Origin of the sequence: Undibacterium sp. Jales W-56, assembly GCF_025548535.1 — a bacterium.
Lineage (GTDB): Bacteria > Pseudomonadota > Gammaproteobacteria > Burkholderiales > Burkholderiaceae_D > Undibacterium.
Genome location: NZ_JAJLQW010000004.1, coordinates 95312 through 111311, shown reverse-complemented (window position 1 = coordinate 111311; position 16000 = coordinate 95312). Strand labels below are relative to the sequence as shown.

The window sequence follows — 16000 nt, the reverse complement described above, 5'->3', positions numbered from 1 at the left end:
GTCCCTCGCACTCATCACTGTCATCATCTGAGTTGAAGAACCTTGCGTTCCCTTAATCTTTCTTTGCGTTCATCCATCTTGCTGTCCTTGCTGGCAGGTGGCCTGAATGTCTTTTCGTTCGCCCCTTTCCATATCTGGCCGTTACAGATTATCAGCCTTGCGCTGATTTTCTGGATGAGCCAGTCGAACAGCTTCGGATCTGCGCGCCGCCAGTTTTTGCTGGGCTGGAGTTACGCCTTTGGCTGGCTGTTTTGTGGCGTCAGCTGGTTGCTGATCGCGATGACGCGTTACGGTGGCATGCCGTGGTTGTTTGCGATCGCGGCACTCGCATTGCTGGTGGCTTATCTGGCGTGTTACGCGGGACTGGTACTGCTGCTTGGTACACAATTAAAACAGCGCTGGCAGTTATCCGATGCCAGCAGCTTATTGCTGCTGATGCCTGCTCTGTGGATGCTGTCCGAGTATTTGCGCGGCTGGGTCTTTACCGGATTTCCGTGGCTGGCGTCCGGCTATGCGCATGCCAGCAGTCCGCTGGCGGGCTTTGCCGCCCTGCTGGGCGTGTATGGACTGGGCTGGATGAATGCCTTGCTGGCAGCTGCCGTGGCGCTGGGCATACGCAAAAAGGTCTGGCGTTTACGTTTGCTGGTCGCGCTTGTCGCGCTGGTTTGCCTGGGCTTGGGTCTGCGCAATGTGCAGTGGACCCAGCCGTCGGGCCGGCCGATCAGCGTGAGCTTATTGCAGGGCAATGTTTCGCAGGATGTCAAATTCGACCCCGACCATGTCAGCGATTCCTTGCGCCTGTATCACGATATGATCGTGAATGCGCCGGCCGATCTGGTGGCGACTCCTGAGACTGCATTGCCATTGTTGTCGAGCCAGTTACCGCCCGATTATCTGCCTTTGTTAAATGAATTTGCCCAGAGTACCGACAGTCATCTGGTGCTCGGTCTGGGCGTTCACGACGGCGCTGATAAGTACACCAATAGCATGCTGGGTTTTTCCCGGCAGCATGCTTTACGTGCGTATCGCTATGACAAACATCATCTGGTGCCCTTCGGTGAATTTATTCCATTCGGGTTTCGCTGGTTTGTCGACCTGATGCATATTCCGCTCGGCGATTTTACCGGTGCCGCGGTAGTGCAAGCGCCGATGCAAGTCAAAGACCAGCTAGTCATGCCGAATATTTGTTATGAAGATTTATTTGGCGAAGAAATTGCACGTCAGTTGGCGCAGAGCCCGCATAGTCCGACCATATTGCTGAACGCATCGAATATTGCCTGGTATGGCGATTCGATTGCGATCCCGCAGCATCTGCAAATATCGCAAATGCGGGTATTGGAAACCGGACGCCCTATGCTCAGAGCCACGAATACCGGGGCAACGGCGGTGATCGATGCGCATGCCCATGTAATCGCCCAGGCGCAGTCCCTGACCAGGCAGGTGTTACGGGCAACAGTGCAGGGAACCAGCGGCCTGACGCCATATGTGCGCTGGGGAAATGCCGCAGCGCTCCTGATTGCGGCGCTGGCCTTGTTGCTGGCGCATCTCTCTGGTCGTCAGTCTCGCTCTAGTGCCGGATAAACTGCGCAGCCTTACAAAATTTTTTGTATCGCCGCTTGTGATAATGCATCTGCCTCGGCATTTTTTTCTCTGGGAATCCAGTTCAGGCGCAAGTCTTTAAATTGGCGGATCAGATTCAGACTTTGCAAATAATGCGTTTGCAAAATAGCTGAGGGGAAAGCGCGGTTTTTTTGCGCGTTCAGGGCATCGATGACGACACGGCTGTCGCCGCAGATATGCAAAATGTCTGCGCCCGATGCCAGTGCCTGTGATAGGACGCTTTGCAAGGCATGGAATTCGGCTTCATTATTATCGCCGTCCGATCTGCGCTCGCTGATTTCAGTGCGTTCCCCGGTAGGGCTGATCAGCAGCGCGCCGATGCCGATTTTCCCCGGATTCGGATGCGCGGAACCGTCAAACCAGGCCCGCCAGATAGCGCCGCCGGCATCGATATTGACCGTAGCCTTAGTTTGCCTGCGCAGTGCCTTATCGGCTGCTCTTTGTCGGCGCAGTGCTGAAGACGAGATGCGTTTTTGATGCGCCGATTGACGTTGCAGCACCAGTGCATCGAGCCCGGAATCGCCGGCTTGTTTGAGCAGCACGCGTTTGAGCGCAGCATCGTCGCTGAATTGACCGGATTTCACCAGGCGACGGCTTTGTGCCAGTTCCGCTTTAAAGGCAATCGATAATAGTAAAGCGTGAGTTGGCATGGATGCTCGTATAAACTGGGTGCTGTGACTGTACAACAAATACCTTAGGTGAATAATGTCGGATCAAGATAAAAACGAAGGCGCGTCATTTCTGCCGGTCGGCATGATCGCCAATGGCGGCACCTATGCGCAAGCCATAGAGTCGGCTGCGATCAAAAAATATAATCTCCCCGGCTGGGCGCCTTTTCATTATGCAAAAGTATCTGACACCGAATATGAATGCACCGGCGGATTTGCGATCGGCAGCGGCGGCCAAAAAAAGTGGCCGGAACCGCATACCAGCATCATAGTCAATGAATCAGAAATCGCTGTCGAACTGGCGTATTTGCTGGCGGACGATGACGCCAGTCCGGCAGCCGCACCCCAGGCGACATCTTCGCAGGCATCGCAAGCGCCAATGGCTGCTGCCTCAACTCCCCGGCCCGGCGGCACACCCAAATATCTGACCGTGGTATTTCAATTGCCCGACGATGCAGCGGGGCAGCAGCGTATCAAAGAGGCGTTCAGGATTGATGCCTCGTTCTTTGGCGCGCAGGTGACGTCGGTATCGACCCGCTTGCCTTAGTCAAAGCATTTCCAGCAAGTCAGCGCGCCCAGCCTGCCGGTCTGGTTAACGTAAAATTTTCCGACGCTTTCGTCCGGCCATACCAGTCGGCACCCATGCGTGAAACCAGATCGAGTTTCATGGGATCAATCTGCTTGTCCTCACCCAGAATGAGGTCGTCAATATGGGCCGCCACGACTTCACCAAAAATCACATAGCAAGACGGCGCATGCTCGGGGTAGGGCATGAGCCGACTCAGTTTGCATTCAAAACTGACCGGCGTCCCCTGGACGCGCGGCGCTTGCACGATGGCCGAAGGCTGGGCCGTAACGCCGCATTGCTCAAATTCGCTGATTTCTGCGTCGTAGCCAAATGATGTTTCATTCATCAGTTGCACCAGATCATGCGACACCAGATTGACCACAAATTCACCGGTTTCCTCGATGTTCCTGACGGTATCTTTCATGCTGCCATTGCTATTTACCAGCGGCGAGATCATCAGCGTCGGCGGCGAAGGTGTAATCATCTGGAAAAAGCTGAATGGTGCCAAATTCGTTCGTCCATTGTTGGCACGGGTCGATACCCATGCAACCGGGCGCGGCGTGATGGTGGAAGCCATCCAGAAGTAAGCCATGCGCGGTTCCAGGGTGGCAAAATCAATCAACATAATGGGAGCTTTCTAGAAAAGTGAGGGGGGAGTAGCGCTCAGGCCAGCCAATTGACGAGCGGGAATTTATGACGGAAGTCGTCAGGCATCGCTACCACCGTCGCTTTTTTATAGTCATAAAAAACGAAGCCGGATTTAGCCATCGCAATCAGGCTGTGATCGTGCGGTCGCGTGATGCGGAAGGTGATGTCGCCGCCATATTTATTAAAGTCCATCACGCCGACCTCAAATTGCAACTGGTCGCGCGCATGCGCCTCGGCTTTGTAGGTGGTGGCAAGATCGGTCACGATAATTCCCGTGCCGTTGCCTTGTGTTTCGCCAATCCCGAATTCAAATAAAAAACGCGCCCGCGCCTCAGAGATCATGGAAATCATCGAGTCATTGCCAAGATGATTGGCCGCATTGATGTCGGTGACGCGTACGGTGAGTAAGGTGGTGTAGCAATACTGATTTTCGGGAAATATCAGATTCAGGCGCGCCATGAGGTGACTCTTTTTCTAAAAAAGGAAGGAATTTACCTCAGAATTTTACCCTTGCGACCGCTAATCTTCGGTGGATGTTTTAAGTAATCATTTATTTTCAAGGAAACCACAAAAAATCCAATGCGCTTTGAAAATTGATGTAATAAAACCAATGCGCTTTGGATAAATCGAATTACTACATAATATTTATGTAGTATAGCTACATAAAAATAGTCAAAATACTGTGGCTCAAACGCAACGCACATAGTAGTTTATCTCTAGGGTGAACTGATTTTGTTTCGCGTAAACACGTAAAAATAAATTGACATGTAATTTAGTTTTAGTACAAACTCGTTTTGGGGCATCAAGTTAGCGATAGTGATAAAAAGTTTGAGCTGCCAAGAATTTGCTGCTGGAGTTGGGTTTTTTATAAAAAATCAAGGAGACGGGTAATGACTAGCTTTAAAAAGAAGCAGGATGGGGGTGTCGCCATCAATCGCTTTGCATTCAATGTGACACCGATTGCGGCTGCATGTGCCGTGTTGATCTCTGCATCTGCAGGCAACACCTATGCGCAACAAGCTGACGCTGCCAAAGCGGATGAGACGAACACCGTTGTTGTGACCGGTATTCGCCGCGGTATTGAGGCGGCGATCGACATCAAGAGAAACAACAGTTCCATCGTTGAAGCGATTTCCGCTGAAGATATCGGTAAATTGCCGGATGCCAGTGTTGCCGAGTCGATTGCGCGCTTGCCGGGCGTCACTGCGCAACGCAGTCGCACTTCAGGTAAAGCAGCGGATGTCAGTGTTCGCGGTCTGGCACCAAGTTTCAATGGTTCTTTGCTGAACGGCCGTGAGCAGGCATCGACCGGTAATGCACGCGCGCCGGAATTTGATCTGTTCCCAGCGGAATTGATGGGTTCGGTATTGATCTACAAAACGCCGGATGCCAGCCTGATTGGCCAAGGCTTGGCTGCGACGATTGATTTGCACACGCTGCAACCGCTGGATTTTGGCAAGCGCGTGATCGCCGCCAGTTATCGTAAACAACGTACAGGCGTCCTGACGCCATCCGAGGGTACTGGTGATCGTGCCTCGTTCTCTTACGTTGATCAATTTGCCGACCGTACTATCGGCATTGCGCTGGGTGTGACGAAGTTTAAAGAAGACACCGGCGCGCAGCAAAAATTCGATTCTTGGGGCGGCTATGCGCCTACCGTTGATTACAACGGCGCTAAGGTAGTTAGCCTGGGCGGTTTTAAGGCGGATACAGAGACTGCCAAAAGTAATCGTGACGGCGCATCGTTGACTCTGCAGTTCAAGCCGAATAAAAACTTCAAATCCACCGTCGATGTTTTCTACTCGTCTGGCTATACGGCGCAAAAGAAGACCGGCCTGGAGGGTGCGATTGCCGGTTCTGCCGGCGGATATGATCCTAACGGCGTCTTGTCCAACGCAACTATCGTGAACGGTGTTGCAACTAGCGGTACTTTCAGTAACTACAAAGGCGTGGTCCGTAATCATCAGGAATCTGCTGACGATAAATTGACCTCGATAGGCTGGAACAGCTCATTGAAACTGGATGACTGGACTCTGGATGCGGATTTGTCTCATTCCAAGGCAAATAAAAACGCTTCCCGTTTTGAAACAACAGCAGGTCAGCCTGGCGATACTCCAATAGCTTCGCTTGGCTCGATTTCTTATACCGGTTTTAACGGCGGTAACTTCAATGATGTGAAGTACACCACTTCCTTGAATTATGCTGATCGTGCCGTTGCCAAGCTGACCGACGTCAATGGCTGGGGCGGTGGCCCAAACACGCCGCAAGCGGGTTATGTTGCTTTGCCAACCTTGAATGACAAGGCCGATTCGATACGGCTGACAGCAAGCCGCGATGTGAGTTTTGGCCCTATCGTGGCAGCTCATTTCGGCTTGAATTTTTCGGATCGTGAAAAAATCCGTAGCGGTCAGGAAGGTCGTCTGGTCGTCAAAGGCGGCGGCGGTTACGCTGCAGTCACTATGCCTGGCTCTGCCGTTGCTACTGCGGGTACGACAGGCTTGCAAGTGGCTTCCTGGGATCCGTCGAACTCTCTCGGTTCCGTCTATGATCTGGCGCAGTGGATTGATGCGTCTGTGCTGGCCAAAGACTGGTCAGTGCATGAGAAAGTCACTACTGCATATGCGATGGGCGATCTGGATGGTCAGCTGTTCGGTTTGAATTACCGAGGTAATTTTGGTACCCAGTTCGTTCATACCGATCAGTCATCAACCGGTAATCAGGTCGATACGGCCAATTGCACAGGTATTACTGCCGCAACCTGTCCATCGAAAACTATCAGCGGCGGCACTACCTACTCCGATGTATTGCCAAGTCTGAACGTCTCGTTTGAAATCGGTCGCGAGCAATTCATTCGTCTGGGTGCGGCTAAAGTATTGTCCCGTGCCAATATGGATGATATGCGCTCCAGTAACCAGTTCGGCGTCACAACACAAGGAACTAATCCTATCCTGACCGGTACTGGCGGCAATCCTAACCTGAAGCCATTCAGCGCTAAATCGCTGGATATCTCTTACGAAAAATATTTCGGCAAAAAAGGCTATCTGAGTGTTGCCGGCTTCTACAAGCAGTTAGACACTTACATTTATCGCGCGCCAACGACCTTTGATTTCAAACCATATACCAGCGCCAATACACCGTTGCCGCTCACTGGTAAGTATCAAGGCTCTACGGTCGGCTTGATGACGGCGCCACGTAATGGTCAGGGCGGTAATATCAGCGGTTTTGAAGTCGCGCTGAATATTCCTTTCTCTCTCGTCACCCCATGGCTGGATGGTTTCGGTGTGATGGTCAATCACTCCGATACCTCAAGTGAAATCACGTTGCCGGCATTTGGTTTTGGTAATGTGGCATTCAATGCAGTCAATATTCCATTGCCAGGTTTGTCCAAGCGTGTCAGCAATCTGCGCCTGTACTATGAGAAAAATGGCTTCCAGGTGGCATGGGCGGCACGTAAGCGTTCTGATTTCCTGGGTCAGGTCAGCGATTTCCAGGACAATCAACAGTTGACCATGGTAAAAGGCGAGACGATCATCGATCTGCAAGCTTCTTACGAATTCCAGACCGGCTGGTTTAAAGGTTTGTCTGTTTTGTTCCAGGCGAATAACTGGACCAATACCCCATTCCAGGAATATGCGAATGATCCGAACGTGATCACAAATAAAGTTACCTACGGCAGATCGTATCTGCTGGGCGCTAACTACAAGTTCTAATTCATCAGTAATCACAACCCCTGTTGGCTCTGGCCGGCAGGGGTTTTTTGCTATGATGGAACGCTGATCATTCGTCAAGGTAAGTTCATGCAAAATTCTCTGATTAAAAATGTCGTCATCGTCGGCGGTGGAACTGCGGGCTGGATGACTGCCGCCGCCTTATCGACAGTGTTGCGCGACAAATATACTATTCGTGTCGTTGAGTCCGATGAGATCGGTATCGTCGGCGTCGGTGAGGCCACCATACCGATGATTCAACGCTTCAACCAAGTGCTTGGGATTGACGAGAATGAATTTCTCCGAGAGACGCAAGGCACATTTAAGCTGGGCATCGAGTTCGTCAACTGGGGTAAGTTGGGCGACCGTTATATCCACGGCTTTGGCACGATAGGCCAGGATCTCTTCACTGTGCGCTTTGACCAATACTGGCAAAAAATGCGCAGCCTCGGCAAGGCCAAGGATCTGGGCGAATACTCGATCACCCGCATGGCTGCACTGGCAAATAAATTCATGCCGCCGCGCCTTGACGTTCCCAATTCTCCGTTAAATCAGATTGCCTACGCTTATCATTTCGATGCAAGCCTGTACTCTCGATTTCTGCGTAAATTTTCTGAGCCGCGCGGCGTAAAACGTATCGAAGGCAGGATAGTCCAGGTATCGCAACGCGAGACCGACGGTCATATTGATGCCGTGGTTCTCGACAGCGGTGAGCGTATCGAAGGTGATTTATTCATCGACTGCTCGGGTTTCCGGGGCTTATTAATAGAACAGACGCTGAACACCGGTTATGAGGACTGGACACACTGGTTGCCGTGTGATCGTGCGCTGGCGGTACCTTGCGAATCTGCGCCCAAGCTGACTCCATATACGCGTTCGACGGCGCACAAGGCAGGCTGGCAGTGGCGTATTCCGCTGCAACATCGTATCGGTAACGGCCATGTATATTGCAGCCAGTTCACCAGCGATGACGAAGCTGCCGCAACCTTGCTGGCGAATCTTGATGGCAAGCCGCTCGCCGATCCTCGCATGTTGAAGTTCAATACCGGTATGCGCAAGCTCGGCTGGAATCGCAACGTGGTCGCCATCGGTTTATCCAGCGGATTTCTGGAGCCGCTGGAATCAACCAGTATTCATCTGATTCAATCAGCGATTTCACGATTGATCGATTTTTTCCCGAATCAAGGATTCAATCAAACCGAGATCAATGAATACAATCGCCAGAGCCGCTTTGAATATGAACGTATCCGCGACTTCGTGATTCTTCATTACAAACTCAATCAACGCGACGATGCGGCGTTCTGGAAATCCTGTGCCGAGATGCCGGTCCCAGAGACTCTGGCGCACAAGATGGAATTGTTCAAATCGAGCGGACGATTGCTACGCGTAGACAATGAGTTATTTGCAGAAGTCGGTTGGTTGCAAGTGCTGGAAGGGCAGAATCTCAAGACTGAGAGCTACCATTCATTGGTCGATCTGCAAACCGAGACGGACATTCTTGAATACATGGAGAGCGTCAGGGAAGTGATCGCCAAATGTGTTGAAGTGATGCCTGATCACGCTGCTTATATCGCCCATCATTGTGCTGCAAAGTCCGGAATTTAGGCTTGCCGGCCGGAGGCTCTAAAATTTTTTACACGGATTTTTCGTTCGAAGAACCAGTTTTCTGATCGCAGGAAAATACATGCCAATTGCCATGAGTACGACAGAAATTTTTCTGATCGCGATGTTCGTTATTTTTACCATGCCTTACCTGATCTGGCGCGTAGGCAAGACCGATTATTTTGCGCCGCTGGTCGTGGTGCAGATTATTACCGGTATTTTGCTGGGTCCGGGTGTATTGGGAGCGGCTTTTCCTGGCTATTACCAGTTTGTGTTTAATCCCCAGGTGATTCAATCTTTGAATGGGATCGCCTGGTGGGCGGTCATGATTTTTGTGATGATTGCCGGGATTGAGCTCGATCTTGAAAAAACATGGGAGCATAGACGAGAGAGCGGCATTACCGCGAGCCTGGCGCTGGGCATGCCTTTGCTGTTTGGTTGTGTGGCAGCCGTCGGTATGTTGACGGTCGACGGCTGGATGGGTAGCAAGGCGATGACCTGGCAATTTATCCTGGGGGTCGGCATGGCCTGCGCAGTGACGGCGCTGCCAATTCTTATTCTGTTAATGGAAAAATTGGATGTGCTGCGTCAGCCGATTGGTCAACGCATCTTGCGTTACGCGAGCTTGGATGACATTGCAATCTGGGGTGTACTCGCTATTATTTTGCTGGACTGGACGCGGGTTGGCAGGCAGTTGGGATTCTTGCTGATCTTCGCGGCGGCAAGCTTTGGCTTCCGTAAGTTGATGCAGTGCTTGCAAGAGCGCGATCGCTGGTATGTCGGCCTGATCTGGCTGGCAGCGTGTAGCTTTGCTGCCGATTGGGCCGGCCTGCATTTCATGGTAGGGGCTTTTCTGGCCGGTGCCGTGATGGATGCGCATTGGTTTGATCAGGAAAAAATGGACTTGATGCGTCATCACGTATTGCTGGCGATCATGCCGGTGTTCTTCCTGAGTACCGGCTTAAAGACCAATTGGGCGCTTGGCGGCGTGACGGTGTTTGTTGCCGCAGGTGTGCTGCTGATCGCTTCGGTTGCAGGTAAATTGGTGGGGGTGCAAGTTGCCGGAAAAATCCTGAAATGGGAAAAAGGCGAGGCGTCGATCATCGGATGGCTGTTGCAGACCAAGGCGCTGATCATGATTATTTTCGTCAACATCCTGCTGGATAAAAACATCATCACGAATGAAACCTTTACGGCCTTGTTGCTGATGGCAATTGCCAGCACGATGCTGACCGTACCTGTCGTCCATCCGAAACTGCAGCGCATGAAGGCGATTATTTTCAAATCAAATTGAGTTGTCTGGCGCTTGGTAATGATTTTGGTAGGTAAATTTTAAATGTAATATTGCTACAAATATTAAGGGTTTTGTTTGGATTTTTGCTTTGAAATTGATTTTTTAATTGGTATAAATTATTTTTTTAAAGAGTTTTTAATTTTGTAGTTTTAGTACAAAATGCTATGGTAATATTGATTGTAGAAGTGATTTCTTAGATAGGATCTTTGCTAAGGCCTGCTCATTTAAGTGGATTCACAAGTTGTACAAAATATTAAAAAAAGATTGGGGACTGGCAGTATGCATACATCGACAAACAAGCCGCAGCTTTCGTTCTGGCAGCTCTGGAACATGAGTTTTGGTTTTTTTGGTATTCAGTTTGGCTTCGCGCTACAAAATACCAACACCAGCCGGATTTTTTCTACCTTGGGTGCGAATCCTGACGACCTGGCGTTGTTCTGGCTGGCTGCACCGATCACCGGTTTATTGGTGCAGCCTGTGATTGGCTATCTCAGCGATAACACCTGGCATGCCTACTGGGGACGGCGTCGTCCTTTCTTTTTCATCGGGGCATTGCTGGCATCGATTGCGATGTTCCTGATGCCCAATTCCAGTGTGTTATGGATGGCAGTTGCAGTGCTGTGGATGATGGATTCCGCGATCAATATTTCAATGGAGCCATTCCGCGCGTTTGTCGGCGACAAGCTGAATCCCGCGCAGCAGACCGCTGGTTTTGCAATGCAAACGTTCTTCATCGGTTGCGGCGGTGTGATTGCGTCCTTGTTGCCGACGATCTTTACGGATTATCTCGGCGTCAGCAATGTGCCGGTGAATGGCGCGATTCCTGATACGGTCAGATATGCATTTTATTTTGGCGGTGCCGTGTTCGCTCTGGCAGTCATGTGGACCGTGTTTACCAGCAAAGAAATTCCTCCTGCCGATCTCGAAAAATTCCGTCAGGAACGGAAAGATAATCAGGGTATCGGTAAAGCATTTACCGAAATTCTGGGTGGTTTTACTAAGATGCCGAAGACCATGGTGCAACTGGCTCTGGTGCAATTTTTCTCTTGGGTCGCCTTGTTCGCGATGTGGGTCTATACCACGCCGTCTATTGCCGATACCGTGTTTCACAGCACGGATGCGCAATCCGCCGCGTATCAGGAGGGTGGCAACTGGGTCGGCATTATGTTTGCGGTATATGGCGGCGTCTCGGCATTAGCCGCCTTCATTTTGCCTATCCTGGCAGCCAAGACCAGCCGTAAGTTCGTCCATATGCTATGCCTGATCATTGGCGGCGCGAGTCTGATCAGCATCTTTGCAATCACGTCAAAACAAATGCTGTTATTGCCTATGGTCGGTGTGGGGATCGCATGGGCTAGTGTACTGACAATGCCATACGCTATTCTGGCAGGAGCCTTGCCGGCAAATCGCATGGGCTATTTCATGGGCTTATTCAATTTCTTCGTCGTGATTCCACAGATCGTGGCCGGTGTGGTACTTGGTGCCATGCTGAAGTATTTATTCAATAACCAATCGGTCAAGGTATTGATGCTCGGCGGTGTTTGCATGATCCTGGCGGGTTTATTGACGATGCTCGTGAAAGACGATGCTGTCGCAAAATAAAATCCTGTATCTGCCCGGATAGCCGCTGCGGGTGTCTGGGCGCGACCGATAGACCGGATGTTCACCTTATTTGATTGGAATTCCACGCATGAAGCTTTTTGCGATTCCACTTGCGCTTGCCTGTATCTTCGCGGCAGCTTCGGTGCCCGCTGCCGATGCCGCGCTTAAACCCCATTCTTCACATGCGCCGTTTGTATGGCAAAACGCGACCATCTATTTCTTACTCACCGACCGCTTCTATAACGGCAATCCAGCGAATGATCTGGCGTATGGGCGTCGCGCGGATGCTGCACCGCTGCGCGGTTTCATGGGCGGCGATCTGGCCGGAATTACTGCGAAAATCAAGGCCGGTTATTTCAAGGACCTCGGCGTCGATGTGATCTGGCTGACGCCGCCAGTCGAGCAAATTCACGGCTCAACCGATGAAGGCACCGGGAATTCGTATGGCTTTCATGGCTATTGGGCGCGGGATTGGACCCGCGTTGATGCGAATCTCGGTACGGAAGACGATATGCGTGAATTCGTCGATACTGCCCATGCGCATGGCATCCGTGTCTTGCTGGATGTTGTCATGAACCATATGGGACCGGTTACGGCGGTCGACCCGGTCTGGCCCGACAACTGGGTGCGTACCGGTCCGCCATGTACTTACAAGGATATTGCCAGCACGGTCGATTGTACTTTGGTCAAAAATCTTCCGGATCTGCTGACGGGCAGCAATGAGAATGTCGCCTTGCCGCCGGCGCTGATAGAAAAATGGAAATCCGAAGGTCGTTACGAACGTGAAATGAAAGAGCTGGACGAATTTTTCATACGCACAGCCTGGCCGCGCGCACCGCGTTATTACCTGATGAAATGGCATGCCGATTGGGTTAAAAAATTCGGCGTAGATGGCTTCAGGGCGGATACGGTCAAGCATGTAGAACCCGCTGTCTGGAAGGAATTGAAGCAGGTAGCGAGTGCCGCTTATGAAGAATGGAAAAGCCGCAATCCGAAAAAGAAACTCGGCGACGAACCGTTCTTCATGACCGCTGAAGCCTACGGCTATGGCATCGCGGACGGCCTGCAATACAGGATGGACGGCGGCGCCCGCATCAATTTTTACGATCACGGTTTCGATAGCCTGATCAATTTCGGATTCAAATCGGATGCGAATAAAGCGTATGAAGCTTTGTTCAGCGACTATTCCGCCAAATTAAATGGGCCGTTAAAAGCTTACTCAGTATTGAACTACATCAGTTCGCATGATGACGGCGGACCATTTGACCAGTTGCGCCAGCGTCCATTGGAAGCCGCTACTAAATTGCTGCTAAGTCCCGGTGCCGCACAAATTTATTACGGCGATGAAACCGCGCGCGTTTTACTTGTGCCGGGTGCCGAAGGCGATGCGACTTTGCGCTCAGTGATGAACTGGGAAGAGCTCAAGGTGAACACGATGCGTAACGGCTACAGCATTACCGAGATACGCCGCCACTGGAGCAAGCTCGGCCTATTCCGCCATGCGCACCCAGCCGTGGGAGCCGGTGTACATCAAAAATTAGCGGATCAGCCTTACACCTTCAAACGTACTTATGAGGCTCATGGCATCAGCGATAAAGTCGTGGTCGCGTTGGATGTGCCAAGCAGCGGCAATGTGCCGGTCAGTGTGGCGGGAGTATTCGCCGATGGCCAGAAAGTCAAAGACTATTATTCCGGGACGAGTACGATAGTCGTCAATGGAAAAGCGAAATTTCCAAGTAAAAATGCAGTGATTTTAATTGGCCAGGAATAAGCCAATCGAAAGCACTCCGATGAAAGATGTAAGAAAAAACGCAAACCAAGCGTCACTCATATCTCATACCCAATGAAAAAATATCAGATTATCCAACGCTCTCTGTTGTGCTTATTTCCGGCCATGCTGGCGACCAATGTCGCCGCACAAAATCTGAGCAGGACGGTAGAAAGCGTTGCAAATAAAGCCGGCTATCTTGAGATCAAAACCAATGACGGCCGTTACCTGATCAAGCCGTACTCCGGCAAAATTATCGAAACCAGTTTCATCCCGAATGGCGAGGTTTTTGATCCGGCATCGCACGCAGTCGTGTTGGTGCCAAAGGCGATGAAAACCAGGCTGACAGTTACCGCAGGCAAGATTGAATACGGCGTTGCAGATTTGCAGGTTAGTATCAATAAAGCGCCGTTTCAGATTAGTTATGCTTACAAAGGCAAGCCGCTGGTTTCGGAAAAAAATGGTTATGGAAAAAAAGACGGTGCTGAGGTTTTAGATTTTAATCTTGACAGTAGCGAGGCCTTGTATGGTGCCGGTGCGCGTGCACTGGGCATGAACCGGCGCGGACATCGCCTGCCTTTGTATAACAAGGCGCATTACGGCTATGAAGAACGCTCCGAGCAAATGAACTTTGCGATGCCTCTGGTATTTTCATCGAAGATGTATGGCATTCATTTTGATAATGCGCCGATAGGCTATCTGGACCTGGACAGCAAAAAAGATAATGTGCTGGCCTATGAAACCATCAGCGGCAGAAAAACATATCAGGTGATTGCAGGCGATAGCTGGGAAGATATCGTGGGTAGCTATACAGGATTGACCGGTAAGCAGCCTCTGCCGCCGCGCTGGACTTTCGGTAATTTTGCGAGTCGTTTCGGCTACCATTCTGAAGCTGAGGCGCGTTCTATTCTCGATCAATTTGCAAGCGAACAGATTCCGGTCGATGCAATTATTTTCGATTTGTACTGGTTTGGTAAAGAGATCAAAGGGACTTTGGGCAATCTGGAGTTCGATAAAGATAATTTCCCCAACCCGAAAAAGATGATTGCGGATTTCGCTGACAAGGGCGTTAAAACAATCCTGATTACGGAGCCGTTTATTTTGACCACTTCGAGTAAATGGAATGAAGCGGCACAAAAAAATATTCTGGCAACTGACAAAAACGGTAAACCATTTACCTATGATTTTTATTTCGGCAATACCGGTCTGATCGATCTCTTCAATCCAGCTGCGCAAGACTGGTTCTGGACTATCTATAAAAACCTGAAGAACGACGGCGTGGCGGGCTGGTGGGGCGATCTGGGGGAACCCGAAGTACATCCCGCAGCACTGCAGCATAAGACGGGTAGCGCCGATCAGATGCATAACATCTATGGACATCATTGGGCCAAGCTGATCGCCGACGGATATAAAAAAGAATTCCCTGAGCAAAGACCGTTTATTCTGATGCGCTCGGGTTACTCCGGTTCGCAGCGTTACGGCATGATTCCGTGGTCGGGCGATGTCAACCGAACTTGGGGCGGCTTGCGTTCGCAGCCGGAAATCGCCTTGCAAATGGGGATGCAGGGGATGGCGTACATGCATTCGGATCTTGGCGGCTTTGCCGGTGCCAATCTCGACGATGAGTTATATACGCGCTGGTTGCAATACGGCGTATTCCAGCCTGTGTTCCGGCCACATGCGCAGGAAGAGGTGGCTTCCGAGCCTGTGTTGCGCGAGCAAAAAACCAAAGAGTTAGCGAAAGCCGCGATCCAGTTGCGTTATCAACTGCTGCCGTATAACTACACGCTGGCATTCGAAAATAACCAGCTTGGTTTGCCCTTCATGCGTCCATTGTTTTATGCGGAACCGAACAATCGGGCATTGTTTTCGGTGGCGGATAGCTATTTGTGGGGTAAGGATTTTTTAGTGCATCCCATCATGCAGGCGGGCGAAAAAGAAGCCAGGGTTTATTTCCCTGCGCAGAATGCCTGGTTCGATTTTTATACCGGCCAGCGATTTCAGGGCGGCACCACGCAAACCCTGGCTGTGAGCAATACGCATATTCCGGTATTCGTCAGGGCGGGGGCTTTCATCCCCATGATCAAAGTCATTCAGAACACCAAACAGTATTCTACCCAGGCGATCGATTTGCACTACTACCATGATGCCTCTGTGGCGAAGAGTAGCGGTAAATTGTATGACGATGATGGCGAGACTGCTTCCGCCTACGAAAAAGGCCGCTATGAGTTACTGGAATTCTCCAGCGCTTTTTCTGGCAAACAATTGAACTTATACCTTGCCAATCGACTCGGAAAACATTATCACTCTGCCGATAGAAAAATGAAGTTGCTCGTTCACAATGTGTCCTCCAAGCCGGGCTCGGTCAGCCTGAATCATCGCCGCTTGCCGTTTAGCTGGGATGCGCAAAAAAATCAGCTGATCGTTGAAATAAGCTGGCAGGCAAATATCCCGCAAACACTGACTGTGCAACTTGCGCCATAAATGCTTCGGCAGTAAAAACGTAATGAGTAATGAGATGAA

General features: G+C 50.9%; 11 protein-coding genes. 8 read left to right on the top strand and 3 right to left on the bottom strand.

Going from position 1 to position 16000, the window contains the following annotated elements; genetic code table 11:
- The first annotated feature begins 63 nt into the window (after positions 1–63).
- Positions 64–1581 (top strand): apolipoprotein N-acyltransferase, encoded by a 1518-nt coding sequence (gene lnt / locus LPB67_RS12195; RefSeq protein WP_262837532.1) that lies wholly within the window; start codon positions 64–66, stop codon positions 1579–1581.
- Between the two features lie 11 nt (positions 1582–1592).
- Here the strand turns inward: lnt and LPB67_RS12190 are convergent, their stop codons facing one another.
- Entirely contained in the window at positions 1593–2270 is a 678-nt protein-coding gene (locus tag LPB67_RS12190) for a ribonuclease HI family protein (RefSeq protein WP_262837531.1), read from the bottom strand.
- Between the two features lie 55 nt (positions 2271–2325).
- On the opposite strand from LPB67_RS12190, the gene LPB67_RS12185 reads away from it, so the two are divergent.
- On the top strand, positions 2326–2835 hold the full coding sequence (locus LPB67_RS12185; RefSeq protein ID WP_262837530.1) for a hypothetical protein: 510 nt from the start codon (positions 2326–2328) through the stop codon (positions 2833–2835).
- A 19-nt stretch (positions 2836–2854) separates the two neighbouring features.
- Here the strand turns inward: LPB67_RS12185 and LPB67_RS12180 are convergent, their stop codons facing one another.
- Both LPB67_RS12180 and LPB67_RS12175 read right to left on the bottom strand, forming a co-directional pair.
- Positions 2855–3433, bottom strand: coding sequence for a flavin reductase family protein (locus LPB67_RS12180; protein ID WP_262837811.1), 579 nt, complete (start codon positions 3431–3433; stop codon positions 2855–2857).
- 86 nt (positions 3434–3519) lie between these two features.
- A complete protein-coding gene (locus LPB67_RS12175; protein ID WP_262837529.1) occupies positions 3520–3963 on the bottom strand; it encodes a thioesterase family protein in 444 nt (147 codons plus the stop codon).
- Positions 3964–4394: 431 nt separating this feature from the next.
- Here LPB67_RS12175 and LPB67_RS12170 point away from each other — a divergent pair, with 431 nt between their 5' ends.
- The 6 genes from LPB67_RS12170 to LPB67_RS12145 all read left to right on the top strand — a co-directional run bounded on the left by LPB67_RS12170 (position 4395) and on the right by LPB67_RS12145 (position 15961).
- Positions 4395–7214, top strand: coding sequence for a TonB-dependent receptor (locus tag LPB67_RS12170; RefSeq protein WP_262837528.1), 2820 nt, complete (start codon positions 4395–4397; stop codon positions 7212–7214).
- 87 nt (positions 7215–7301) lie between these two features.
- On the top strand, positions 7302–8816 hold the full coding sequence (locus LPB67_RS12165) for a tryptophan halogenase family protein (RefSeq protein ID WP_262837527.1): 1515 nt from the start codon (positions 7302–7304) through the stop codon (positions 8814–8816).
- A 91-nt stretch (positions 8817–8907) separates the two neighbouring features.
- On the top strand, positions 8908–10107 hold the full coding sequence (locus tag LPB67_RS12160; RefSeq protein ID WP_262837526.1) for a cation:proton antiporter: 1200 nt from the start codon (positions 8908–8910) through the stop codon (positions 10105–10107).
- A 279-nt stretch (positions 10108–10386) separates the two neighbouring features.
- Positions 10387–11709 carry an MFS transporter gene (locus LPB67_RS12155; protein ID WP_262837525.1) on the top strand — a complete coding sequence of 441 codons (1323 nt, stop codon included), beginning with the start codon at positions 10387–10389 and terminating at the stop codon, positions 11707–11709.
- Between the two features lie 88 nt (positions 11710–11797).
- A complete protein-coding gene (locus tag LPB67_RS12150; RefSeq protein ID WP_262837524.1) occupies positions 11798–13480 on the top strand; it encodes an alpha-amylase family glycosyl hydrolase in 1683 nt (560 codons plus the stop codon).
- 72 nt (positions 13481–13552) lie between these two features.
- Entirely contained in the window at positions 13553–15961 is a 2409-nt protein-coding gene (locus LPB67_RS12145; protein ID WP_262837523.1) for a TIM-barrel domain-containing protein, read from the top strand.
- Positions 15962–16000 lie beyond the last annotated feature (39 nt).

Excerpts from the sequence above, each read along its gene's own strand:
- LPB67_RS12190 (WP_262837531.1), bottom strand. The coding sequence starts at position 2,270 with ATGCCAACTCACGCTTTACTATTATCGATTGCCTTTAAAGCGGAACTG.
- LPB67_RS12185 (WP_262837530.1), top strand. The coding sequence starts at position 2,326 with ATGTCGGATCAAGATAAAAACGAAGGCGCGTCATTTCTGCCGGTCGGC.
- LPB67_RS12180 (WP_262837811.1), bottom strand. The coding sequence starts at position 3,433 with ATGGCTTCCACCATCACGCCGCGCCCGGTTGCATGGGTATCGACCCGT.
- LPB67_RS12175 (WP_262837529.1), bottom strand. The coding sequence starts at position 3,963 with ATGGCGCGCCTGAATCTGATATTTCCCGAAAATCAGTATTGCTACACC.
- LPB67_RS12170 (WP_262837528.1), top strand. The coding sequence starts at position 4,395 with ATGACTAGCTTTAAAAAGAAGCAGGATGGGGGTGTCGCCATCAATCGC.
- LPB67_RS12165 (WP_262837527.1), top strand. The coding sequence starts at position 7,302 with ATGCAAAATTCTCTGATTAAAAATGTCGTCATCGTCGGCGGTGGAACT.
- LPB67_RS12160 (WP_262837526.1), top strand. The coding sequence starts at position 8,908 with ATGAGTACGACAGAAATTTTTCTGATCGCGATGTTCGTTATTTTTACC.
- LPB67_RS12155 (WP_262837525.1), top strand. The coding sequence starts at position 10,387 with ATGCATACATCGACAAACAAGCCGCAGCTTTCGTTCTGGCAGCTCTGG.
- LPB67_RS12150 (WP_262837524.1), top strand. The coding sequence starts at position 11,798 with ATGAAGCTTTTTGCGATTCCACTTGCGCTTGCCTGTATCTTCGCGGCA.
- LPB67_RS12145 (WP_262837523.1), top strand. The coding sequence starts at position 13,553 with ATGAAAAAATATCAGATTATCCAACGCTCTCTGTTGTGCTTATTTCCG.